The following is a 20,941-nucleotide window of genomic DNA, read 5'->3' as shown; positions in this document are numbered from 1 at the left end:
GCGGGTTGGGCAAAATGAAAAAGCAGGAGGAGAACAACGATGAAGAGGAAAGGGGCAACCCTCCAGCGGACCGCAATTGCGGTACTCAGCATTCTCTTGGCAGTGTCCATCGGCGTGACGGCCGGAGCCACGTCCTACCGCACACTGATCTGCAACGCCATCGGCGGCGAGATGTATCGCCTGGAGGGCGGAGACGACAGCGATACCATTCAGCTCTATGAGACCAACGGCATGACCCTGGAGGAGTGGAAGACCGCCGCCGACCAGCTGGTGGAGGAGATCGCGGCGGAAGGCATGGTCCTTCTGAAGAACGAGGGCCAGGTGCTGCCCCTGGACAGCGGCATGAAGCTGTCCCTGTTCAGCCGGTCCTCCGTGGACCTGGTGCTGGGCGGTACCGGCGCCGGCGGCATTGACGAGAGCAAGGCCGTGGACCTGCGTACTGCTCTGGAGGGCGTGGGCTTTACCGTCAACCCCACCCTGTGGGACTTCTACAAGGGCTACGACGGCAAGGACGGCTATACCCGCAGCAACGGAACCTATAACGGCACTAAGCCCGAGGACCTCTACGTGGCCGAGGTGCCCGTCAATGAGTACACCGACGCGGTGCGGGATTCCTACAAGGATTACAGCGACGCGGCCGTGGTGGTCATCTCCCGGGTAGGCGGCGAGGGCTCCGACATGCCCACCGGCGACTTCGGCGACGGCACCAAATACCTGGCCCTTCAGGAGCAGGAGAAGGACCTGCTGATGGAGCTTCAGGAGAGCGGCGAGTTTGATAAGGTTATCGTCCTCATCAACAGCTCCAACGCCATGGAGCTGGGGTGGCTGGACCACGAGGAGTACGGCATTGACGCCTGCCTGTGGGTGGGCGGCGTGGGGCAGAGCGGCGCCCGGGCCATTGCCGGCGCTCTGGCCGGCACGGTGAACCCCTCCGGCCGCCTGGTGGACACCTATGCCGCCGACTCCCTCTCCGCCCCCGCCATGCAGAACTTCGGTGACTACACCTACACCAACGCCGCCGACGTGGAGGCTGCCGGTGTGGCCGTGGGCACCAAGTACGTGGTGTACGCCGAGGGCATCTATGTGGGCTACCGGTACTACGAGACCCGCTATGCCGACAGCGTGCTGGACCCCATGGGCACCAACGCCGCCTCTTCCGCCGGCGCCTTTGTGGGCGACACCTGGAACTACACCGACGAGGTGTGCTATCCCTTTGGCTACGGCCTGAGCTACGGCGCTGAGGATGGCAAGCCCTTTGTCCAGGAGCTGGTGTCCGCCGAGATGGGGGAGGACGGCCTGACCGTCACCGTCCGCGTGACCAACACCGGCACCGCCGCCGGCAAGGACGTGGTGCAGCTCTACGCCCAGCAGCCCTATACCGCCGGCGGCATTGAGAAGTCCGCCATCCAGCTCATTGGCTTTGAGAAGACCGGCGTGCTGGAGCCCGGCGCCTCTGAGACGGTGACCATCACCGCCGACAAGTATGACTTTGCCTCCTATGACTACAAGAACGACAAGACCTTTGTGCTGGACAGCGGCAGCTACTACTTTGCCGTGGGCGACAGCGCCCACGATGCCCTGAACAACGTGCTGGCCGCCCAGGGCAAGACCGTGGACGACGGCATGGACTACAACGGCAGCGCCGCCCTGGTCTACACCTGGAGCAACCCCTCCAAGGAGCTGCTCAGCCAGTCCTACAGCGGCAATGAGATCACCAACCGGTTTGACAGCGCCGACCTGGAGTACTACGGCCAGGACGTGGCGTACCTGACCCGCAGCGACTGGAACACCTTCCCCGAGAGCTATGACAGCCTGACCGCCACCGATGAGATGATTTACGACATGAACGGCGTAAACAACTATAAGAGCAGCGGCGGCGACCTGTCTCAGTTCCAGTTCGGCGTGGACTCCCAGATGACCATCGCCAAGATGGTGGGTGTGCCTCTGGACGATGACGAGCAGTGGGACAAGATCCTCAACCAGCTGACCATGGAGGAGATGGCTGACATCGTCACCCGTGCCGCCCGTTCCCCCATTCCCTCCATCGGCTACCCCGCCATGGCCATGAATGACGGCCCCCAGGGCGTCAACCGGAAGTACACTGAGGACGGCACCTCCGCCACCGGCTACTGCGGCGCTGTGGTCCGGGCCTCCACCTTCAACCGTGAGCTCATCCGCCGCATGGGCGAGGCCATGGGCGAGGACTGGCTGCGCACCGACACCGAGGGCGCCTACACCCCCGCCGTCAACACCCACCGCACCCCCTACGCGGGCCGCAACTTTGAGTATTACTCCGAGGACGGCTTCCTGGCCGGTGAGCTGGCCTACGAGGAGGTCATGGGCATGCAGTCCAAGGGCGCCATCTGCTACATCAAGCACTTCGCCCTCAACGACCAGGAGACCAACCGTACCGGCATCTGCACCTTCTCCAATGAGCAGGCCATCCGTGAGATCTACCTGAAGGCCTTTGAGAAGTCCTTCACCGAGGGCGCCTCCAAGGGCACCATGGGCGCCTTCAACCGCATCGGCTGCGTCTGGGCCGGCGCCTATGCCGGACTGATGACCGACATCGTCCGCACCGAGTGGGGCTCCACCGCCATCATCATCACCGATATCGCCATCAACACCGCCTATCAGCACATTGAGACCGCCCTGGCCGCCGGCGGCAACATGTGGGCCACCTCCGGCAGCTCCTTCTACAACTGGCTGGTGACCGCCGCCCCCAACGACGCCGCCGCCGTGGGGAAGATGCGGGAGTCCTGCAAGATCATCCTCTACAACGTGGCCAGCAGCTCCGGCATGAACGGCCTGTCCCCCACGGGACACGTGGTGCGGGTCACTCCCTACTGGGAGACTGCCGCCTATGCGGTGATTGCCGTGCTGGCTGTCCTGGACCTGGCCGCCATCGGCTTCATGGTCTATGGAAACGTGAAAGCGAGAAAGACTGAGGTGGAAAAATGAAGAAGAACGCATTTTTTGTCGCCGAACTGGTGTCTGTGATTGTGCTGATTGCGTCCGCCGTGGTCTACGCCATGGCCGACGCCCGTGAGAACTCGCCCCTCATCATCGGTCTGCTGGCCGTGGCCGCTGTGGTGGGCGTGGTGCTGCTGGTCAAGCATTTCCCCTACGGAGAGTATATTCCCTTTGTCCTGAGCCTTGTCAGCGTGGTTGTGTTCATTCCGCTGGCCTTTGATGAGGTTGGCGACGTGCTGTCCAAAATCAACATGAACGGCCTGAGTACCTCCTGGATCGCCAGCGCGGTGCTGATTGTGCTGAGCATGGTGTGCACCGGCGTCTCCACCGCGGTTGCAGCGAAGGACTGATGGAGGTCGTTCCCTTGTGTGAGCATCGTCTTGTAACATGGAAAGAGCCCAGGGCCGTCTGCCTGCTGGCCACGGCGCTTATCGCCCTGGTGGCGGCGGTGGATATCGTGCGCTATGCCCTGCTGGGCAGCGCCCTGCCTCTGGCCAACCTGTGCCTGATTGAGGTGCTGCTGCTCCTCCTGTGCCTGCTCTCCTGGCAGAGCCGTCTGCCAGCTCTGCTGCTGGCAGTGGCTGTGCCGGCGCTGATGCTGGGCATTACCACCAACTATCTGGAGACCACCCTCTTCAACCTGGGCTTCTTCGTCCAGGCCGGAGTCGCCCTGATTGCCGCCGTGGCGGGCACGGTGCTCCAGCTCCGCCAGAAGACCCCGCCCCGCCGTCCGAACATCTGGACGGCGGCGGTTCTGGTGGCGGTTCTGGTGGGCAGCCTGGCCTTCTGGCAGGGCAGCGCGGCGGCCAGCCGGGCGGTACAGACCGCCGGACGGGATATCTGGGCGGTGCCGGACCGTTTTTCCCAGCCCTGTGAGCAGAGGGGAACGGTGGAGAAGCTGACCTACCAGACCAAGGCCTATGCCACCGACCAGCGGGAGGTGGAGAAGACCGCTTATGTCTATCTGCCCGCCGGGTATGACCCGGAGGAGCAGTACAACATCCTCTATCTGCTCCACGGCACCGGCGATGACGAGCGGGCCTGGCTGCTGGAGCACAGCGAGAACAAGGACATGGTGGACCAGCTCATCGCCCAGGGAGTCATTGAGCCCCTCATCATCGTCACCCCCACCTTTTATGTGGAGGACGACTGTTCCGACAACCTGGACGCGCTGACCTACTCCTTTGTTCAGGAACTGCGGGAGGACCTGATGCCCGCTGTGGAGAGCCGCTACGCCACCTACGCCCCCACCTGCGATGCGCAGGGCTTTGCCGAGAGCCGGGACCACCGGGCCTTTGCCGGACTGTCCCGGGGCGCGGTGACCACCTATCACTCGGCCATGTGCAACAGCCTGGATTACTTCTCCTGGTTCGGCACCTTCAGCGGCAGCCGCACCGGCGCCGACTACTTCCGGGAGACCCTCCAGTCTGAGGCCTTTGGGGACTATCCCATCCACTACCTCTATGTCTCCAGCGGCACACTGGACTTTGCACTCCCCGGGCAGATCCAGGACTACGATGCCCTGCTGGAGATGGAGCCCCGGCTCACGGAGGGCGTCAACACAAACTTTGATGTGTTCCCCATGCAGTCCCACTCCTGGGAGAACTGGCACCTGGCCCTGTACAACTTCCTGCAGAAGGTATTTTGAAAAAAGCGGACCCCGGCCTGCCGAAAGGCAGGCCGGGGTCCGCTTCGCTTATTTCTTTTCAATGAGGGCCCGGAGGGACTCCGGGGTCATGCCGGTGTAGACGGTGCCGTCCCACCGGACGCAGGGGCCCTTGCCGCAATTTTTCATGCAGCCGCCGGTCTGGAGCCGGAAGCCTGCCGCGGCCACGCCGCCGGGTTCCACACCGTACTCCCTGGACAGAAAGTCCAGCAGCTCCCGCCGCCGGGAGCAGGAGGGACCCTGACACACCGTCAGGCTGTGCCGCACCGACTCGGTTTTAATAGAGGGGTAGCGCTTGAGCACCGCCGGAAGAAAGGACTCCCGGAAGCCCAGTACCTGGGCAATCTCCTCCAGGGCGTGCTGGGGGATGACGCCGCCGTACAGCGTCTGAGTCTCCCGTAACAGCTGAACCAGCTCGTTCTGGTCGCTGGCCGCGCCCCGGCCTTGATAAAAGGACAGAATCTGGGCAAATTCCTCCTGATGCATAAAAAACGCCTCCTTGCAGAAAAAAAGAGACACGACCCAAGTCGTGTCTCTTTCTATGTGGTGGACGATATAGGATTCGAACCTATGACCTCCCGCACGTCAAGCGGATGCTCGTACCAGCTGAGCTAATCGTCCAAAGGGCAAAATCTATTATATCCATGAGGGTGCCCTTTGTCAACTCTTTTTTCAAAAAAATTTTAAAATAATAGGCGAGGGGGCGAGAAAGCAGGGAGGGTATGCAGAAAGGGGAAATCCTGTTATACTTGAGGAGAGTTTAAGGCCGCCTGAGGCGGAAGGAGGAACAATACCATGATATATGAGCGATTTGGCAGAGCGGAGATCTGTCCTGCCCTGCCGGAGGGGGCGACAGAGATCTCTCTGACGTCCTATGCCAGAACAGATATTGGCGCTCTGGCGGACGGAGCGCGCTGGGGTGTGCTGATTCTGCCCGGCGGCGGCTACCGGCTGACCGCAGACAGCGAGGCCGAGCCGGTGGCCCTGGATTTCCTCCACGGCGGGGTGCAGGCCTTTGTGCTGCGTTACAGCGTGGAGCCTGACCAGTGGCCCCAGGCATTCCTGGAGGCTGCCGCGGCCTTGGCCTTTATCCGCCGGAATGCGGCCAAGTACGGCATCCGCCCTGACCGCATTGCGGTATGCGGCTTTTCTGCCGGCGGGCACCTGGCGGGCTGCCTGGCCAACCTGTGGGCCGACCCCATCATCGGCGATAAGCTGGGCCTGACCCCTGAGGAGGTGCGGCCCGACGCAGCCATCCTCAGCTACCCGGTGATCTCGGCGGGGGAGTGGGGAAAGCACAGGAGCTTCATGCGTCTGACCGGACGGGAGGAGCTTTCCCCTGAGCTGGAGAAGCTGTCCCTAGAGAAGAGTGTCACGGCGGGCAATCCGCCCACCTTCCTCTGGACAACCGACACCGACCGCACCGTGCCAGCGGAGAACACCCTGCTCTACGCTTGGGCCCTGCGGCGGCAGGGGGTGCCTCTGGAGCTCCACTACTACGGCCACGGCCCCCACGCCATGGCCACCGCCACAAGCGAGGCGGCGGGCGATCCGGGCTGGCAGGACGAGCAGGCGGCCACCTGGCTGCCCCTGTGCGTCCGCTGGCTGCATCGGGAGACCTGGCGGAACAAGGACTGAGGGGGAACGGACATGGAACAGAAGACGGCGCTGATCACCGGCGCATCCCGGGGCATCGGCGCGGCCACGGCCCGGCGGCTGGCCCGGGCGGGGTATGCCGTGGCGGTGAACTACTGCAATAGTGAGGACAGAGCCCTTGCCCTGGTGAAGGAGCTGCAGGCGGAAGGACATACCGCAATGGCGGTGCGTGCCGACGTATCCGACCCGGAACAGGTGCGGGCTATGGTTGACAATGTGTTGGATAAATTTTGTCAACTTGACATTCTGGTATGCAATGTTGGAAGGAGTTGGGTGGGCCTGCTGGGGGATATGACCGCGGAGGAGTGGCGGGAATTGTTCTCCGTCAACCTGGACAGCGTATTTTACTGCTGTAAAGCGGTGCTGCCCCATATGATTCACCGGAAAAAGGGCAAAATTATCACCATTTCCTCCATGTGGGGCCAGGTGGGCGCCTCCTGCGAGGCGGCCTACTCCGCCTCCAAGGCGGGGGTCATCGGCCTGACAAAGGCCCTGGCCAAGGAGCTTGGACCCTCCGGAATCGCCGTAAATTGCGTGGCGCCGGGGATAATCGACACGGAAATGAACAAAAATCTCACTGACGAGGATCTGGACGCCCTCCGGGAGGAGACGCCTCTGGAGCGCATCGGCAAAGCGGAGGATGTGGCGGAAAGTGTGCTCTTTTTGGCGTCGGAAGGGGCGGATTTCATCACCGGACAGGTGCTTTGTCCCAACGGCGGGCTGATTATCTGACCGGCAGAAACGGCCTGAGAAACCGGGAAAAAAGAGACATTCGTACAAAGCGCCGAGAGAGGGAAGCGCAGAAAGACCTCCTGTTGTGCAAGAATGAGGTTGACAATTCCGGAGTCGAAGATTATAATTGTCAACAACCTTAAAGGAGGTAAATGAAATGAAGAAGTTTCGTGTTCTCTCTCTTGTAATGGCCTCCGCGCTGTGCCTCTCCATGCTCGCCGGCTGCGGAAACGACTCCACCGGCGGCGACACCACCGGTGACAACACCCCCGCTCCCAGCACCAGCACCGGCAGCACCGGTGAGACTTCCGGCACCATCAAGATCGGCGGCATCGGCCCCCTGACCGGCGACGCCGCTGTCTACGGCCTGGCCACCAAGCAGGGCGCTGAGATCGCCATTCAGGAGATCAACGCGCTGGGCGGCCTGCAGTTCTCCCTGGACTTCCAGGACGACGAGGGCGACACCGAGAAGGCTGTCAACGCCTATAATAACCTGAAGGACAACAACACCCAGATCATCTACGGCTGCACCACCACCAACCCCTGCATCTCCGTGGCGGGCGAGACCTACGCCGACCGCTACTTCCAGCTGACCCCCTCTGCCTCCTCCACCAAGGTGACTGAGGGCCGTGACAACGTGTTCCAGGTCTGCTTCACTGACCCCAACCAGGGCAAGACCGCTGCCAACTACATCAAGGACAACAACCTGGGCACCAAGGTTGCCGCCATCTACAACAACTCCGACGCCTACTCCACCGGCATCTACAACGCCTTTGCCGAGGAGGCCGAGGCCATCGGTCTGGAAGTTGTGACCGCCCAGACCTTCCCCGATGACAAGAACACCGACTTCACCGTGCAGCTGAGCGCCGCCAAGGAAGCCGGCGCCGACCTGGTGTTCATGCCCATCTACTACACCCCCGCTTCCCTGATCCTGAACCAGGCCAAGAGCATGGGCTATGAGCCCACCTTCTTCGGCTGCGACGGTATGGACGGCATCCTGGACATGGACGGCTTCGACGCCTCCCTGGCTGAGGGCCTGATGCTCATGACCCCCTTCAACGCCTGGGCCACCGACGAGCGCACCGTTAACTTCGTGAACGAGTACGAGGCTGCCTACGGCGGCACTCCCAACCAGTTTGCTGCTGACGCCTACGACTGCATGTACGCCATCTATGAGGCCTGCACCGCCGCCGGCATCACCGCCGACATGGACCACGAGACCATCTGCGACAAGCTCATCGAGACCTTCACCAGCAGCGACTTCAGCGTGGACGGCCTGACCGGTACCGGCATGACCTGGGGCACCAACGGCGAGGTCTCCAAGGCTCCCGTCGTCGTCAAGGTTGAGGGCGGCGTGTACGTCACCCAGTAATTTCACCCTGAGAACAATCTGTTTGAAAGGGGCCCGGCGGAGGGCTGCCGAAGATGCGGCGGCCCTCTGCCTGCATTATAAGCAGTGAGGGACGGCAAGGCCGGCGGCACGTGTGCCGCCGGGCTTTCTGCCCTGCATGGGGCCCATCTGAAACATCCACACGTACGGCACGTGGACGCTTCAGATGCGCCCCAAGACCCGCGGAACCCGCCGCGGGAGAGAGAAAGAGAGAGGTGAAGGATTTGAACATCCTCCAGAACCTGATCAACGGTGTGGGCCTGGGCAGCGTGTACGCCATCATCGCCCTGGGCTATACCATGGTCTACGGCATCGCAAAGATGCTCAACTTCGCCCACGGCGACGTCATCATGGTGGGCGCGTACGTATGCTTCTTTACCGTCAGCGCCTTTACCGACTCCCCCATTGCCGGCGGCCTGCTGGGTATCCTGCTGGCTGTTGTGGTGTGTACCGTGCTGGGCGTGGTCATTGAGCGCCTGGCCTACAAGCCCCTGCGGCAGGCGGCCTCCCTGGCCGTGCTCATCACCGCCATCGGTGTGAGCTACTTCCTCCAGAACGCGGCGCTGCTGCTGTGGGGCTCCGACACCAAGGTGTTCCCCAGCTTCCTGAGCCAGATGCTCTCCAAGCTGCCCGGCGGCGGCTCCGTCACCGTGCTGGGCTGCACCGTGGCCTACACCACCATCTTCAACATGCTGGTGTGCGTGGTCATCATGGTGGGCCTGACCCTGTTCACCAGCCGCAGCAAGATGGGCAAGGCCATGCGGGCCTGCTCTGAGAACAAGGACGCCGCCCGGCTCATGGGCATCAACGTGGACACCACCATCTCCATCACCTTTGCCATCGGCTCCGCCCTGGCGGCCATCGCCGGTGTGCTGCTGTGTTCCACCTACCCCACCCTGACCCCCACCACCGGCTCCATGCCCGGTATCCGCGCCTTTACCGCCGCCGTGTTCGGCGGCATCGGCTCCATCCCCGGCGCTCTGCTGGGCGGTGTGCTGCTGGGCGTCATTGAGATCTTTGCCAAGTCCTTCTCCACCGAGCTGTCCGACGCGGTGGTGTTCGCGGTGCTGATTGTGGTGCTGCTGGTCAAGCCCACCGGCCTGCTGGGCAAGCAGATCCGTGAGAAAGTGTGAGGTGGAAGAGATGAAAACCGTATCTACCCGCCGCCGCCGTCTCGTCAGCAACTCCATTACCTACGGCATTGTCATTGCGGCCTATGTTATCATCCAGATCCTCATGGCGGGAGACAACCTGAGCAACTCCCTCCAGAGCCAGCTGATTCCCATCTGCGCCTATGTGGTCATGGCTGTGGCCCTGAACCTGGTGGTGGGCATCTCCGGCGAGCTGAGCCTGGGCCACGCCGGCTTTATGAGCGTGGGCGCCTTCTCCGGCGTCATTGCCGCCACCTGCCTGCAGAACATTATCCCCTCCGACGCCCTGCGCCTGGCCGTCTCCATGGTGGTGGGCGCCATCTGCGCCGGTGTGGCCGGTTTCATCGTGGGCGTGCCTGTGCTCCGTCTGCGGGGCGACTACCTGGCCATCGTCACCCTGGCCTTCGGCGAGATCATCAAGAACATCATCAACGTGCTCTACATCGGCCTGGACGATGAGGGCCTCCACCTCTCTCTGGAGAGCGAGGCCGCTCTGGGCCTGGGCGAGGGCGGCAAGGCCATCCTCTCCGGCCCCATGGGCGCCACCGGCATCAACAAGATCTCCTCCTTTACCGCCGGCTTCATCCTGGTGCTCATCACCATCACCGTGGTGCTGAATCTGGTCAACAGCCGCTCCGGCCGTGCCATCATGGCCATGCGGGACAACCGCATCGCCGCCGAGAGCGTGGGCATCGGCGCCACCAAATACAAGCTCATGGCCTTTGTCACCTCCGCCGTGCTGGCCGGCGCCGCCGGTACCCTCTACGCCATGAACTACTCCTCCGTCACCGCCAAGAAATTCGACTTCAACACCTCCATCCTCATCCTGGTCTTCGTGGTGCTGGGCGGCATCGGCAACATCCGGGGCTCCATCATCGCCGCTGCCTTCCTCACCGTGCTGCCCGAGCTGCTGCGCAGCCTGAACCTGGATAAGTACCGGATGCTGGTGTATGCCATCGTCCTCATCCTGGTCATGATCGCCACCAACAACGCGGCCATCCGGGGCTTCTTCGCCCAGGTGAAGAGCCGCCTGAGCAAAAAAGACCGGGAAGAGCAGAAGGGAGGCGCGGCACAGTGAGCAGACCACCTCGTCCTGAGACCAAGCTGGTCCCCGTGCCCAGCAAGAACATGATCCCCGAGCGGGACATCGACAAGGACCCCATCCTGGAGGCCCAGCACCTGGGCATCGACTTCGGCGGTCTGACCGCCGTGGATGACTTCAACATGGCCATTGGCCGCACCGAGATCGCCGGCCTCATCGGCCCCAACGGCGCGGGCAAGACCACCGTCTTCAACCTGCTGACCAAGGTGTACCAGCCCACCCGCGGCACCGTGCTGCTGGACGGCGTGGACACCCACAACATGAACACTGTCCAGGTCAACCGGGCCGGTATCGCCCGTACCTTCCAGAATATCCGTCTGTTCTCCAACCTGAGCGTGGAGGACAACGTGAAGATCGGCCTGCACAATCAGGTGGGCTGCGGCATGTGGCAGAGCATCTTCCGCCTGCCCGGCTACTGGAAGAGCGAGAAGCTGGCCCATGAGCGGGCCCTGGAGCTGCTGAGCATCTTCGACATGCAGGATCTGGCCAACGCCAAGGCGGGCAGCCTGCCCTACGGCGCCCAGCGCCGGCTGGAGATTGTCCGCGCCCTGGCCACCAATCCGTCCCTGCTGCTGCTGGATGAGCCCGCCGCCGGCATGAACCCCTCCGAGACCTCCGAGCTGATGGACAACATCGTCAAGATCCGCGACACCTTCCAGATCGCCATCCTGCTCATTGAGCACGACATGAACCTGGTCATGGGCATCTGCGAGGGCATCTGCGTGCTCAACTTCGGCCAGGTCATCGCCAAGGGCACCCCCCAGGAGATTCAGAACAACCCGGAGGTCATCAAGGCCTACCTGGGCACCGGAAGGAGTGAATGACGCCGTGGCCATGCTGAACGTAGAGAACATCAATGTGTATTACGGCGCCATCCACGCCGTCAAGGGCGTCTCCTTCACCGTGGAGGAGGGAGAGGTTATCACCCTCATCGGCGCCAACGGTGCCGGCAAGTCCACCATTCTGAAGACCGTATCCGGCCTGCTCCACAGCCACACCGGCTCCATCACCTTCCAGGGTGAGAACATCGGCGGCGTCCCCGCCCACAAGCTCATTCCCAAAGGAATGGCTCAGGTGCCCGAGGGCCGCGCCGTGTTCCTCCAGATGAGCGTGGAGGAGAACCTGCAGATGGGCGGCTATACCCGCCCCGCCGCCGAGATTCCCGACAGCCTGGAGCGGGTGTACGCCCAGTTCCCCCGGCTGAAGGAGCGGCGCAGGCAGGTGGCCGGCACCCTGTCCGGCGGCGAGCAGCAGATGCTGGCCATGGGCCGCGCCCTCATGTCCAAGCCCAAGCTGCTGATGCTGGACGAGCCCTCCATGGGCCTGGCCCCCATCCTGGTGGACCAGATTTTCGACATCATTAAGGAGCTCCACAAGGCGGGCACCACTATCCTGCTGGTGGAGCAGAACGCCCAGATGGCTCTGTCCGTGGCCGACCGGGGCTACGTGCTGGAGACCGGCAAGGTGGTCTCCACCGGCACCGGCGCCGCCCTGCTCCAGGACGAGAGCGTCAAGAAGGCCTATCTCGGCGGCTGACAACAGGCACTGCCGTTTCCAGCGATTCCCAAGAACAATTATGCGGGCGTCTCCCAAAGGGGAGACGCCCGCATTTTATGCCTTATAGCTTGGCCTCAAAAGGCCCGGCCGGAAGAAAAGACAGCTACAGTATGGGCCTGAAGCCATAGGGCTTCAGGTCCATGCTGTCAGATTACATCAGGCCCAGAGCGTGGCGCACAGCCACCACGCCCACATAGGCGCCGGCGCCCAGGCAGGAGCCGCAGGTGGGGTAGCGGTCGTTGACCACGCTGCCCAGAATCAGCTCACCCGCACCGTAGAGATTGGGGATGGGCTGGTCAGAACCGTCCACAATCTGCCCGAACTCATTGACCTTGAGGCCCATGAGTGTGGCGTTGGGGATTTCGGGGGAGAGGATGCTCATGTAGTAGGGAGCGGTGGTCAGCGGGGTCATGGCAGCGGCGGGCATGCCGAAGGCATCGCTGCCGTCGGCTGCCGCGGCGTTATAGGCCTCCACCGTGGCCAGAAGGGCGTCCGCATCCATGCCGACCGACTGCGCAAGCTCCTCCAGTGTATCTGCCTTCACCGTCAGACCGGCAGCCACACTCTGCTCCAGCAGCTGCACATAGGAAGAGTTGGAGTCAAAGAAACAGTAAGCCTTCCGGCCGGTCTGATGGAGAATATTGGCGTTCTTGAGCGGATCCAGCTCACTTCCAAAACGCTGTCCCTCCAGGTTGGTGATAAACATGCTGAGCATGGGAGCAAGGCCGCCCTCCATCTTGTAGCCGTTCTGGCCGTCCCAGCCCCAGGTACCGGTGGTGTTATCGCCAATCATCTGGGCGCCCAGCTCTATCGCCATGCGGTGTCCGTCACCGGTGGCGCCCACGGTGCAGAGGGGATGAAGGCCCGCCCACAGCGGCATGTATTCCTCCATCATCTCTTCGTTCATCAGGAAGCCGCCGGTGGCCAGAATGGTGGTTCCGGCGCGGACCTGATAGGTCCCCTCGGAGTCCTCAACGGTGACACCGGCCACCGCGCCGTCCTCCACAATCAGATCCACGGCGGGGGACTCATAGCGGATTTCAACCCCCGCCTTTTCAGCGCGGGCCACCATGCTCTGAATCATGCCGGAGCCAGCGCCCTCGGCCACAAAGACCTGGAGATCGGGAGCCAGGACGCTGCCGCTGGTGGTAAAGGTCTCCTTGCTGAACAGGACGCCCTCTTCGTTGAGCTTGTCGAAGATTTCCCCGGAGACGTCCACCATGTTGTCGATGAGGCCGGGGACCACTACATCGCCGCCGCACTGCTTGAAGAATTCCTTCATTTTCTCCGGCGTGTAGCCGATGCCGCAGGCCTCATTCATCTGAGAGCCGGAGGCCCAGAGGTAGCCTTCACACAGGGCGGAGGAGCCGCCGGCAAAGGACAGCTTTTCCAGCAGCAGGACGGAGCTTCCCTGCTGGGCCGCCTCAGTGGCGGCGGAGAGACCGGCCATACCGGCACCCACCACAACAAAGTCCACCGTTGTATCGCGGCTGACCTCAGGCGAGGCGGAGGGGGTAGTATCCGTCGGCGAGGCGGAGGGGGTAGTATCCGTCGGCGAGACGGAGGGGGAGGGGCTGGCGGAGCTGCCTGTGGGCGCGGCAGGGCCGGCGCAGGCGGCAAGGAGCAGGGAGAGCGACAGAAGCAAAGAGAGCAGTTTTACGCGTTTCATTCAGAATTCCCCTTTCGTGATTGATCCGGATGGAGTATACAGCGCAGGGTATTGTTGTAGAAGTCGAAAAAAATCAGCACCCCCTTTTGAAAAATGTCCGCGGCGCCGCAGTCGTGCAGCCGGGTCTGAAGGACAAGACCCTCCGGCGTTTTGAGCAGAGGGTCCAGATAACATCTGGTCATTTCGGAGAAGCGGAACTGATAGGGGCCGTAAACCGTGCTGAGCTGCCGGACACGCTCCATCACGCCGGCAAGTTGGGCGGACAGAACCCGCCGCACCAGTGTGTGATAGAAGTGATTCCACTGCTTGAGCGCTGCGGGTGAACAGACCAGCTGGTTCAGCTCGAAATAGATCTCTCTGGCCTTGGCCTGCTCCTGTACGGGGCCGTAACTGGCGTAGTCACAGACAAGGCGGCGGCGCAGACGGTAGTCCTCGCAGAGCTGGTCCGTGGTCAGACTGCCGTAAAATTCGGTGTAGGCGTCCAGCAGATCGGCCGTAACACCCTGCTTCAGCTGGTCCAGAAGCTCGTACCAGAGATTCCAGCGCTCGGGGCTGTCCAGCGGCTTATCCAGAAAGGCCTCATAGAGCAGCATGGCCAGACGGCGGACGTATCCGGCGGGGAAGTCCTCCGCCAGCTTATCAGAAAGCTCCGGCTGAAGGGTTCGGGGAAGAAGCATGTCAGCGGCCTGATCAAATTCATCTATGCCGCTGTTGGGGGGAAGGCGGTGGAGAAGGGTGTGCAGGCGCTCCACGGAATTGGAGAGCTCCGCCAGACGCGCCTGCTGCTGAAGCAGCTGCCGCTGGAGTATCAAATCCACCCGGCCGCTCTCCAGAGCCTGAGCAATCTCGGAGAGGGGGACACCCAGCGTCCGCAAACGGGAGACGGAGCGGAGAAGCTGGACATCCCTGGCGGTATATTCGCGGTAAGCTGTGCTGCCGGCCTCCACCTTTCTGGGATGAAGAATTCCACGCTGCTCGTAGAGATAAATTGCCTTTCGCGTTAGGCCGGTTTGACGCATTACCTCCGAAATGGTCATGATCTCTCCTCCTTGAGGTATAATGTAACCTATTCCCCTGGGGAAAGGTCAAGTTATTTTTCTAACAAAGATAAAATGCCTGCTGAACAGCGCTGTGCTCAGCAGGCATTTGCTTATGCGTCCCGGTCAGGCAGGCCGGTGAGGTACCGCCGGACCATGTCGAAGGCATTGGTGGCGGCCACAGTGCGGATGCGGGCGCGGCCGTTGATGAGGTGCAGCTCCCGGACCCGGGTGCCCTCGGGGGTGTCCAGAGCCACGTAGATGAGGCCAACCGGGTTGTTCCGGTCGTCCGGGTTGGGACCGGCCACGCCGGTGAGGGACACGGCCAGGTCGCAGCCCAGCACCTTCCGGGCGCCCTGGGCCATGGCCTGGGCCACCTGGGCGCTGACAGCGCCGAACTCATCCAGCATCTCCTGGGGAACGCCCAGAACTCCGGCCTTCACCTCGTTGGTGTAGCTCACCACGCCGCCCCTGAACACGGCGGAGGCGCCGGACAGGTCGGTGAGCCGCTTGGCCACCAGACCGCCGGTGCAGGACTCGGCGGTGCCCATGGTGAGCCCCTTCTCCTTCAGCAGGCCCAGCACCACCTCCTCCATGGAGGCCACGTCGGCGCCGTACACCAGGGGGCCGAAGATATCCCGGACCTCTTTTTCCACCGGGACGATGAGGGCACGGGCCTCCTCCACGGTGGCGGCCTTGGCGGTGATGCGCAGCTCCACCTCGCCGGTCTTGGCGTAGGGGGCCAGGGTGGGGTTGGTGAGGGCGTTCATCCGGTCCCGCAGCCTGGCCTCCACCGCCGACTCACCCATGCCGAAAATCTTCAGCGTCCGGGAGGCGATGACGCCGTCGGCCAGAGCCTGGAGATAGGGCACGGCACGGTGCTCAAACATGGGGGTGCACTCGTTGGGGGGGCCGGGGAGCATAATGACCCGGACACCGTCGGCCTCAAAGGCACAGCCGGGGGCGGTGCCCCAGTCGTTGGAGAAGATGGTGCAGCCCTCGGGCAGCCAGGCCTGCTGGAGGTTATTCTCCGTCATGGTGCCGTTGGGGTGGAGCCGGTGAAAGTAATCCTTAATCCGCTGGGCGGACTCCTCGTCATACACCAGCTTCCTGCCAAAACACTCGGCCAGTACGTTCTTGGTCAGGTCGTCGCAGGTGGGACCCAGGCCGCCGGTGGTGATGATGATGTCCGCCCGGCTCTTGGCGATTTCCACCGCCGCCTTCAGCCGCTGGGGATTGTCGCCCACCACGGTGTGGTAGTACACGTTGATGCCCAGGGCGCTCAGACCCTTGGAGAGCATCTGGGCGTCGGTGTTGGCGATGTTGCCCAGGAGCAGCTCGGTGCCCACTGCGATGAGTTCTGCGGTATGCGTCATAACAAAAGACCTCCGAAACGCCGGGAAAGTCCCGGCGAAGATATACGAAACAGAGGGAAGGTCAGGGATTGACCTGAATCCGCTCGATGTTCTTCACAGCCTCGTCCACCAGGGCCTCGATGTCCAGGTTGGCCTCGGCGGCCTCGATCTCGCCGGGCAGGGGACGCAGCCGGGGGTGCCGGGGAGTGAACACGGTGCAGCAGTCCTCGTAGGGCAGGATAGAGGTCTCAAAGGTTCCGATCTTCCGGGCGATACGGACGATCTCCTCCTTGTCCATGCCCACCACGGGCCGGAGGATGGGCAGGTCGCACACCGCGCCGGTCATGCGCATGGCGGACATGGTCTGGCTGGCCACCTGGCCCAGGCTCTCGCCGGTGACCAGAGCGCCCGCGCCCACCCGGTAGGCCACACGGCAGGAAATGCGCATCATGAAGCGGCGCATGAGGATGGTGAACAGCTCCTCGGGGCAGGAGCGGCGCAGCGCCTCCTGGATCTTGGTGAAGGGCACCACATGGACCGTGAGACGGCCGCACCAGGGGGTGATGAGCCGAGCCAGCTCGATGACCTTGTCCTTGGCCTCAGGGGAGGTGTAGGGGTAGGAGAAGAAGTGGACCATGTCCAGAGCCAGGCCCCGCTTGGCCATCATCCAGGAGGCCACGGGGGAGTCGATGCCGCCGGAGAGCAGGCTCACCGCCCGGCCGCCGATGCCCACCGGCAGGCCGCCTGCGCCGGGCTCCGGGTCGGCGTGGACAAAGGCGGCGTAGTCGCGCACCTCCAGGTGAACGGTCAGCTCCGGGTTGTGGACGTCAACGGACAGGTTGGGGAAGGCGTCGTGGAGCTCGCCGCCCACGTACTGGGCCAGCTCGATGGAGGTCATGGGGAAGGTCTTGTCGGCCCGCTTGGCCTCCACCTTGAAGGTGCGGGCGGTGGACAGCTTGTCGTGGAGATAGGTCTTGGCGGTCTCCAGCATGGCGTCCTTGTCCTTGGCGCAGGCCCGGGCGCGGCTCAGACCCACCACGCCGAAGAGGCGCTTCATGGCCTCCCAGGCGGCGTCCATGTCGCAGCTGTCGTCCTTGGGCTCCACATACATGGTGGACTGCTTGGAGTACACCTTGAAGCTGCCGCAGTGCTTCAGGCGGCGCTGGGCGTTGGCGATGAGCTTGTCTTCAAAGCTGCGGCGGTTCAGGCCCTTGAGCACCAGCTCGCCCAGCTTCATCAGGATAATCTCGTCCATATTGTTTGTTCTCCTTATAGTTACGTCGTTATTTCACAAGGTAGGCCCCGGGCCGGTACTGGAGCGCCTCGGCCAGATGGGGCACCTGGATTGCTTCGCTGCCGTCCAGATCGGCGATGGTGCGGGCCACCCGCAGAATGCGGTCATAACCCCGGGCGGTAAGGCCCATACGCTGGAAGGCACCCTTCATCAGCGCCTCGCAGGCGCTGTCAAGCTGGCAGAACTCCCGCAGCTCCCGCTGGCCCATGTGGGCGTTGCAGGAGGGGCCGTCAGGCCCGAAGCGGGCGGACTGGATGCGCCGGGCGGCGTTGACCCGCACCCGGATGTCCGCCGAGGACTCGGCGGGGGCGGCGTGGGACAGCTCGTGGAACTCCAGGGGCGGCACCTCCACATGGAGGTCGATCCGGTCCATCAGGGGCCCGGATACCCGGCCCTGGTACTTCTCCACCGCCGCCTCGGTGCACCGGCACCGGCCGGACGGGTGGCCGTACCAGCCGCACTTGCAGGGGTTCATGGCGCACACCAGCATGAACCGGGCGGGGTAGGACACGGTACCGGACGCCCGGGAGATGGTGACCTGACCCTCCTCCAACGGCTGGCGCAGCACCTCCAGCACCTCGGGCTTGAACTCGGGCAGCTCATCCAGGAAGAGCACCCCGTTGTGGGCCAGGGAGATCTCGCCGGGACGGGGATTGGAGCCGCCGCCCGCCATGCCCATGGGGGAGATGGTGTGGTGGGGGGAGCGGAAGGGGCGGCGGAGCAGCAGGGGCTCCTCCGCTGTGGTGAGTCCGGCCACCGAGTGGACCTCAGTGGCGGCCAGGGCCTCCGCCCCGGTCATGTCAGGCAGGATGGAGGGCAGACGCCGGGCCAGCATGGACTTGCCCGAACCGGGAGGCCCCACCATGCAGATGTTGTGCCCGCCGGCGGCGGCAATCTCCAGGGCCCGCTTCACATGCTCCTGCCCCTTCACCTCGGCAAAATCCGGCCCGGCGGTGAGGGCTTCTCCGGGCGTCCAGGGGGGAGCGGGGGAGAGGGGTTCTTCACCCGTCAGGTGGCGGATGAGGGCGGTGACGCTCTCCACCGGGTAGACCGCCATGCCGCCGCCGGCCAAGGTGGCCTCGGCGGCGCTCTCGGCGGGGACATAGAGAGCCGCCACCCCTGCCCGGACAGCGGCCAGGGCCATGGGCAGCATGCCCATCACCGGCCGCACCTCCCCGGACAGGGACAGCTCGCCCACAAAGGCCGAGCGGGACAGGTCGCACCGGAGCTGTCCGCCTGCGGCCAGAATGCCCACCAGAATGGGCAGGTCGTAGAGGGTGCCCGCCTTCCGCTGGGCGGCGGGGGCCAGATTCACCGTGATGCGGGACACGGGGAAGGTGAAGCCGCAGTTCTTCACCGCGGCCCGCACCCGCTCCCGGGCCTCCTTCACCGCCGCGTCGGGCAGGCCCACAATATCAAAGGCGGGCAGACCGCCGGACAGGTCACATTCGGCCCGCACCTCGTACCCGGCCACGCCGGTCAGGCCCAGAGAGCGCACCTCGCAGAGCATAAAAATCGCCGCCCTTTCTCCATACAGCATCAGTATACCACGGAGAAAGGGCGGCTGCCAAGAAAAACGTCGCCGGGGAACACTCAAAGATTATGTATCAGAATGATGCCATGAAAGTCCTAACTGGTGAGGTCCGCCTCTCCTATGCCAACCTGACCACCCCCAGAGCCGCCCAGCAGGGCGGTGAGCCCAAGTATTCCGTCACCCTGCTCATCCCCAAGAGCGATGCCGCCACCAAGGCTGACATTGACGCTGCCATCCAGGCCGCCGCCAATGAGGCCATGGCCAAGGTGTGGAACGGTGCCCGCCCGCCCATGCTCAAGGTGCCCATCTACGATGGTGACGGCGTGCGCCCCTCCGGTGTTCCCTTTGGCGATGAGTGCAAGGGCCATTGGGTGATGACCGCCTCTACCAAGAACAAGCCCCAGGTGGTGGGCATCGACAACATCAACTGCGAACTGTCCCCGGCGGACATTTACAGCGGCATGTATGGCCGTGTCACCGTCCGTTTCTTCGGCTACTCCAACAGCGGCAACAAGGGCATTGGCTGCGGTCTGGGTAATGTTCTCAAGACCCGTGACGGGGAGCCCCTGAGCGGCCAGGCCTCCGCTGCCTCTGACTTCGCCGGGCTGGGCGGCACTCCTGCGGCCACTCCCGCCTACGGTGCGGCGATGCCCGCCACCCCCGGTGCCTACGGTGTCCAGCCTGCGGCCCCCGCCGCCCCTGCTGCTCAGGTGCCCTGGGCTACCACCGGCGGCATCAACCCCATCACCGGCCAGCCCATGTAATTGGAGGACATCATGCACCATCTCAGCATTGACCTTGAAACCTATTCAAGCGTGCCGATTGCTAAGGCCGGGGCGCAAAAGTACATCTCCAGCCCGGACTTTGAAATCCTGCTCTTTGCGTACAGTGTGGATGGTGCGCCTGTTGAGATCATTGACCTGGCACGGGGGGAAATCCTCCCCCCGTGGCTGGTCCAGGCCATCACCTCCCCGGAGTACATCAAGCACGCATACAACGCCCCCTTTGAGTGGGGCTGCCTGTCCAAGTTTTTGGGCACCCTGCCGCCGGACCAATGGCGCTGCACCATGTTCCACGGCCTCTATTGCGGCTACACAGCGGGCCTGGATGCCACTGGCAGGGCCCTGGGGCTTGCTGAGGACAAGCGCAAGCTCAACACCGGCAAGGCGCTCATCCGCTATTTCTGCATCCCCTGCGCCCCTACAAAGGCCAATGGAGGCCGCACCCGCAACCTGCCCCAGCACGACACCGACAAGTGGGAGCTGTTCAAAGAATACTGCCGCCAGGATGTTGTGACTGAGATGGAGATTGAGCGGCGGCTCTCTGCTTTCCCGGTGCCAGACTTCGTGCAAAAGCAATGGGAAACGGACCTCATCATCAATGCCCGTGGCGTGGCCGTGGACATGGACCTGGTGAGCGGTGCCCTCTATCTGGGCAATGTGACCCGCCAAAACCTCACCCAGGAGGCCATGAAAATCTCCAAGCTGGACAACCCCAACAGCGTGGCACAGCTCACGCAATGGCTCCAGGAGGCCATGGGAGAGGAGCTTGCGGACCTCCGCAAGGACACCGTGGCCCGCCTGCTGGGCAAGGAGGACAACAGCCCCCAGGTCCAGCGGATGCTTGAGATACGCCAAGAGCTGGGCAAGACCAGCACCAAAAAGTATGACGCTATTGAGGCCGCTGTGTGCCCGGATGGCCGTGTCCGTGGGCTGCTCCAATTCTATGGAGCGAACAGGACGGGGCGCTGGGCAGGCCGCCTGGTGCAGGTCCAGAACTTGCCCCGCACCTACACAGAGCCGCTGCCGTTGGCCCGTGAGCTGGT

At 63.3% G+C, this 20,941-nt stretch carries 17 protein-coding genes, 1 tRNA gene and 1 pseudogene; 12 read left to right on the top strand and 7 right to left on the bottom strand.

The window, feature by feature from the left end; translation table 11 throughout:
• The first annotated feature begins 39 nt into the window (after positions 1-39).
• From ACOX7T_RS07380 to ACOX7T_RS07370, 3 genes are read left to right on the top strand one after another with little or no spacing between them, the layout of a single operon-like run.
• On the top strand, positions 40-2,961 hold the full coding sequence (locus tag ACOX7T_RS07380; RefSeq protein WP_433441360.1) for a glycoside hydrolase family 3 C-terminal domain-containing protein: 2,922 nt from the start codon (positions 40-42) through the stop codon (positions 2,959-2,961).
• Positions 2,958-3,323, top strand: coding sequence for a hypothetical protein (locus ACOX7T_RS07375; protein ID WP_433441358.1), 366 nt, complete (start codon positions 2,958-2,960; stop codon positions 3,321-3,323). The genes ACOX7T_RS07380 and ACOX7T_RS07375 overlap by 4 nt, the downstream gene beginning before the upstream one ends.
• A 14-nt stretch (positions 3,324-3,337) precedes the next feature.
• Entirely contained in the window at positions 3,338-4,621 is a 1,284-nt protein-coding gene (locus ACOX7T_RS07370; RefSeq protein ID WP_433441356.1) for an alpha/beta hydrolase, read from the top strand.
• Positions 4,622-4,669: 48 nt separating this feature from the next.
• Here the strand turns inward: ACOX7T_RS07370 and ACOX7T_RS07365 are convergent, their stop codons facing one another.
• Together ACOX7T_RS07365 and ACOX7T_RS07360 are read right to left on the bottom strand one after the other, a co-directional pair.
• Positions 4,670-5,125 (bottom strand): NAD(P)H-dependent oxidoreductase subunit E, encoded by a 456-nt coding sequence (locus tag ACOX7T_RS07365; protein WP_433441354.1) that lies wholly within the window; start codon positions 5,123-5,125, stop codon positions 4,670-4,672.
• A 58-nt stretch (positions 5,126-5,183) separates the two neighbouring features.
• Positions 5,184-5,260: transfer RNA gene (locus ACOX7T_RS07360), tRNA-Val, on the bottom strand.
• Between the two features lie 174 nt (positions 5,261-5,434).
• Between ACOX7T_RS07360 and ACOX7T_RS07355 the strand changes: the two genes are divergently transcribed.
• From ACOX7T_RS07355 to ACOX7T_RS07325, 7 genes are all read left to right on the top strand, one after another.
• Positions 5,435-6,277: an alpha/beta hydrolase gene (locus ACOX7T_RS07355; RefSeq protein WP_433441352.1), complete on the top strand. Its 843-nt coding sequence runs from the start codon at positions 5,435-5,437 to the stop codon at positions 6,275-6,277.
• Between the two features lie 12 nt (positions 6,278-6,289).
• Positions 6,290-7,027 carry an elongation factor P 5-aminopentanone reductase gene (gene ymfI / locus ACOX7T_RS07350; protein ID WP_433441350.1) on the top strand — a complete coding sequence of 246 codons (738 nt, stop codon included), beginning with the start codon at positions 6,290-6,292 and terminating at the stop codon, positions 7,025-7,027.
• Between the two features lie 157 nt (positions 7,028-7,184).
• A complete protein-coding gene (locus tag ACOX7T_RS07345; protein ID WP_433441348.1) occupies positions 7,185-8,399 on the top strand; it encodes an ABC transporter substrate-binding protein in 1,215 nt (404 codons plus the stop codon).
• Positions 8,400-8,641: 242 nt separating this feature from the next.
• A complete protein-coding gene (locus ACOX7T_RS07340; protein WP_433441584.1) occupies positions 8,642-9,550 on the top strand; it encodes a branched-chain amino acid ABC transporter permease in 909 nt (302 codons plus the stop codon).
• A gap of 10 nt (positions 9,551-9,560) precedes the next feature.
• Complete coding sequence (locus ACOX7T_RS07335; protein WP_433441346.1) at positions 9,561-10,646, top strand: branched-chain amino acid ABC transporter permease; 1,086 nt, start codon at positions 9,561-9,563, stop codon at positions 10,644-10,646.
• A gap of 50 nt (positions 10,647-10,696) precedes the next feature.
• The gene (locus tag ACOX7T_RS07330) at positions 10,697-11,494 is read left to right on the top strand and encodes an ABC transporter ATP-binding protein (RefSeq protein ID WP_148319799.1); all 798 of its coding nucleotides are present in this window, start codon (positions 10,697-10,699) and stop codon (positions 11,492-11,494) included.
• A gap of 10 nt (positions 11,495-11,504) precedes the next feature.
• Positions 11,505-12,206 carry an ABC transporter ATP-binding protein gene (locus tag ACOX7T_RS07325; protein WP_433441582.1) on the top strand — a complete coding sequence of 234 codons (702 nt, stop codon included), beginning with the start codon at positions 11,505-11,507 and terminating at the stop codon, positions 12,204-12,206.
• Between the two features lie 172 nt (positions 12,207-12,378).
• On the opposite strand, the gene ACOX7T_RS07320 is transcribed toward ACOX7T_RS07325, so the two are convergent.
• The 5 genes from ACOX7T_RS07320 to ACOX7T_RS07300 all read right to left on the bottom strand — a co-directional run bounded on the left by ACOX7T_RS07320 (position 12,379) and on the right by ACOX7T_RS07300 (position 19,092).
• A complete protein-coding gene (locus tag ACOX7T_RS07320; RefSeq protein ID WP_433441344.1) occupies positions 12,379-13,896 on the bottom strand; it encodes an FAD-dependent oxidoreductase in 1,518 nt (505 codons plus the stop codon).
• Positions 13,893-14,933: a MerR family transcriptional regulator gene (locus tag ACOX7T_RS07315; protein ID WP_433441342.1), complete on the bottom strand. Its 1,041-nt coding sequence runs from the start codon at positions 14,931-14,933 to the stop codon at positions 13,893-13,895. Before ACOX7T_RS07315 ends, ACOX7T_RS07320 begins: the two co-directional genes overlap by 4 nt.
• Positions 14,934-15,046: 113 nt before the next feature.
• The gene (locus ACOX7T_RS07310) at positions 15,047-16,309 is read right to left on the bottom strand and encodes a competence/damage-inducible protein A (RefSeq protein WP_433441340.1); all 1,263 of its coding nucleotides are present in this window, start codon (positions 16,307-16,309) and stop codon (positions 15,047-15,049) included.
• A gap of 61 nt (positions 16,310-16,370) precedes the next feature.
• A complete protein-coding gene (gene thiI / locus ACOX7T_RS07305; protein ID WP_433441338.1) occupies positions 16,371-17,543 on the bottom strand; it encodes a tRNA uracil 4-sulfurtransferase ThiI in 1,173 nt (390 codons plus the stop codon).
• A gap of 28 nt (positions 17,544-17,571) precedes the next feature.
• On the bottom strand, positions 17,572-19,092 hold the full coding sequence (locus ACOX7T_RS07300) for a YifB family Mg chelatase-like AAA ATPase (protein ID WP_433441336.1): 1,521 nt from the start codon (positions 19,090-19,092) through the stop codon (positions 17,572-17,574).
• A 92-nt stretch (positions 19,093-19,184) separates the two neighbouring features.
• Between ACOX7T_RS07300 and ACOX7T_RS07295 the strand changes: the two genes are divergently transcribed.
• Together ACOX7T_RS07295 and ACOX7T_RS07290 are read left to right on the top strand one after the other, a co-directional pair.
• On the top strand, positions 19,185-19,880 hold the full coding sequence (locus tag ACOX7T_RS07295) for a DUF2815 family protein (protein ID WP_433441335.1): 696 nt from the start codon (positions 19,185-19,187) through the stop codon (positions 19,878-19,880).
• A 12-nt stretch (positions 19,881-19,892) separates the two neighbouring features.
• Positions 19,893-20,941: pseudogene (locus ACOX7T_RS07290) on the top strand (hypothetical protein); the annotation flags it as partial.

Origin of the sequence: Pseudoflavonifractor sp., from assembly GCF_050943825.1 — a bacterium.
GTDB lineage: Bacteria > Bacillota > Clostridia > Oscillospirales > Oscillospiraceae > Pseudoflavonifractor.
Note: the sequence above shows the minus strand (reverse complement) of the source record. Positions and strands in the feature narration are given on the sequence as shown.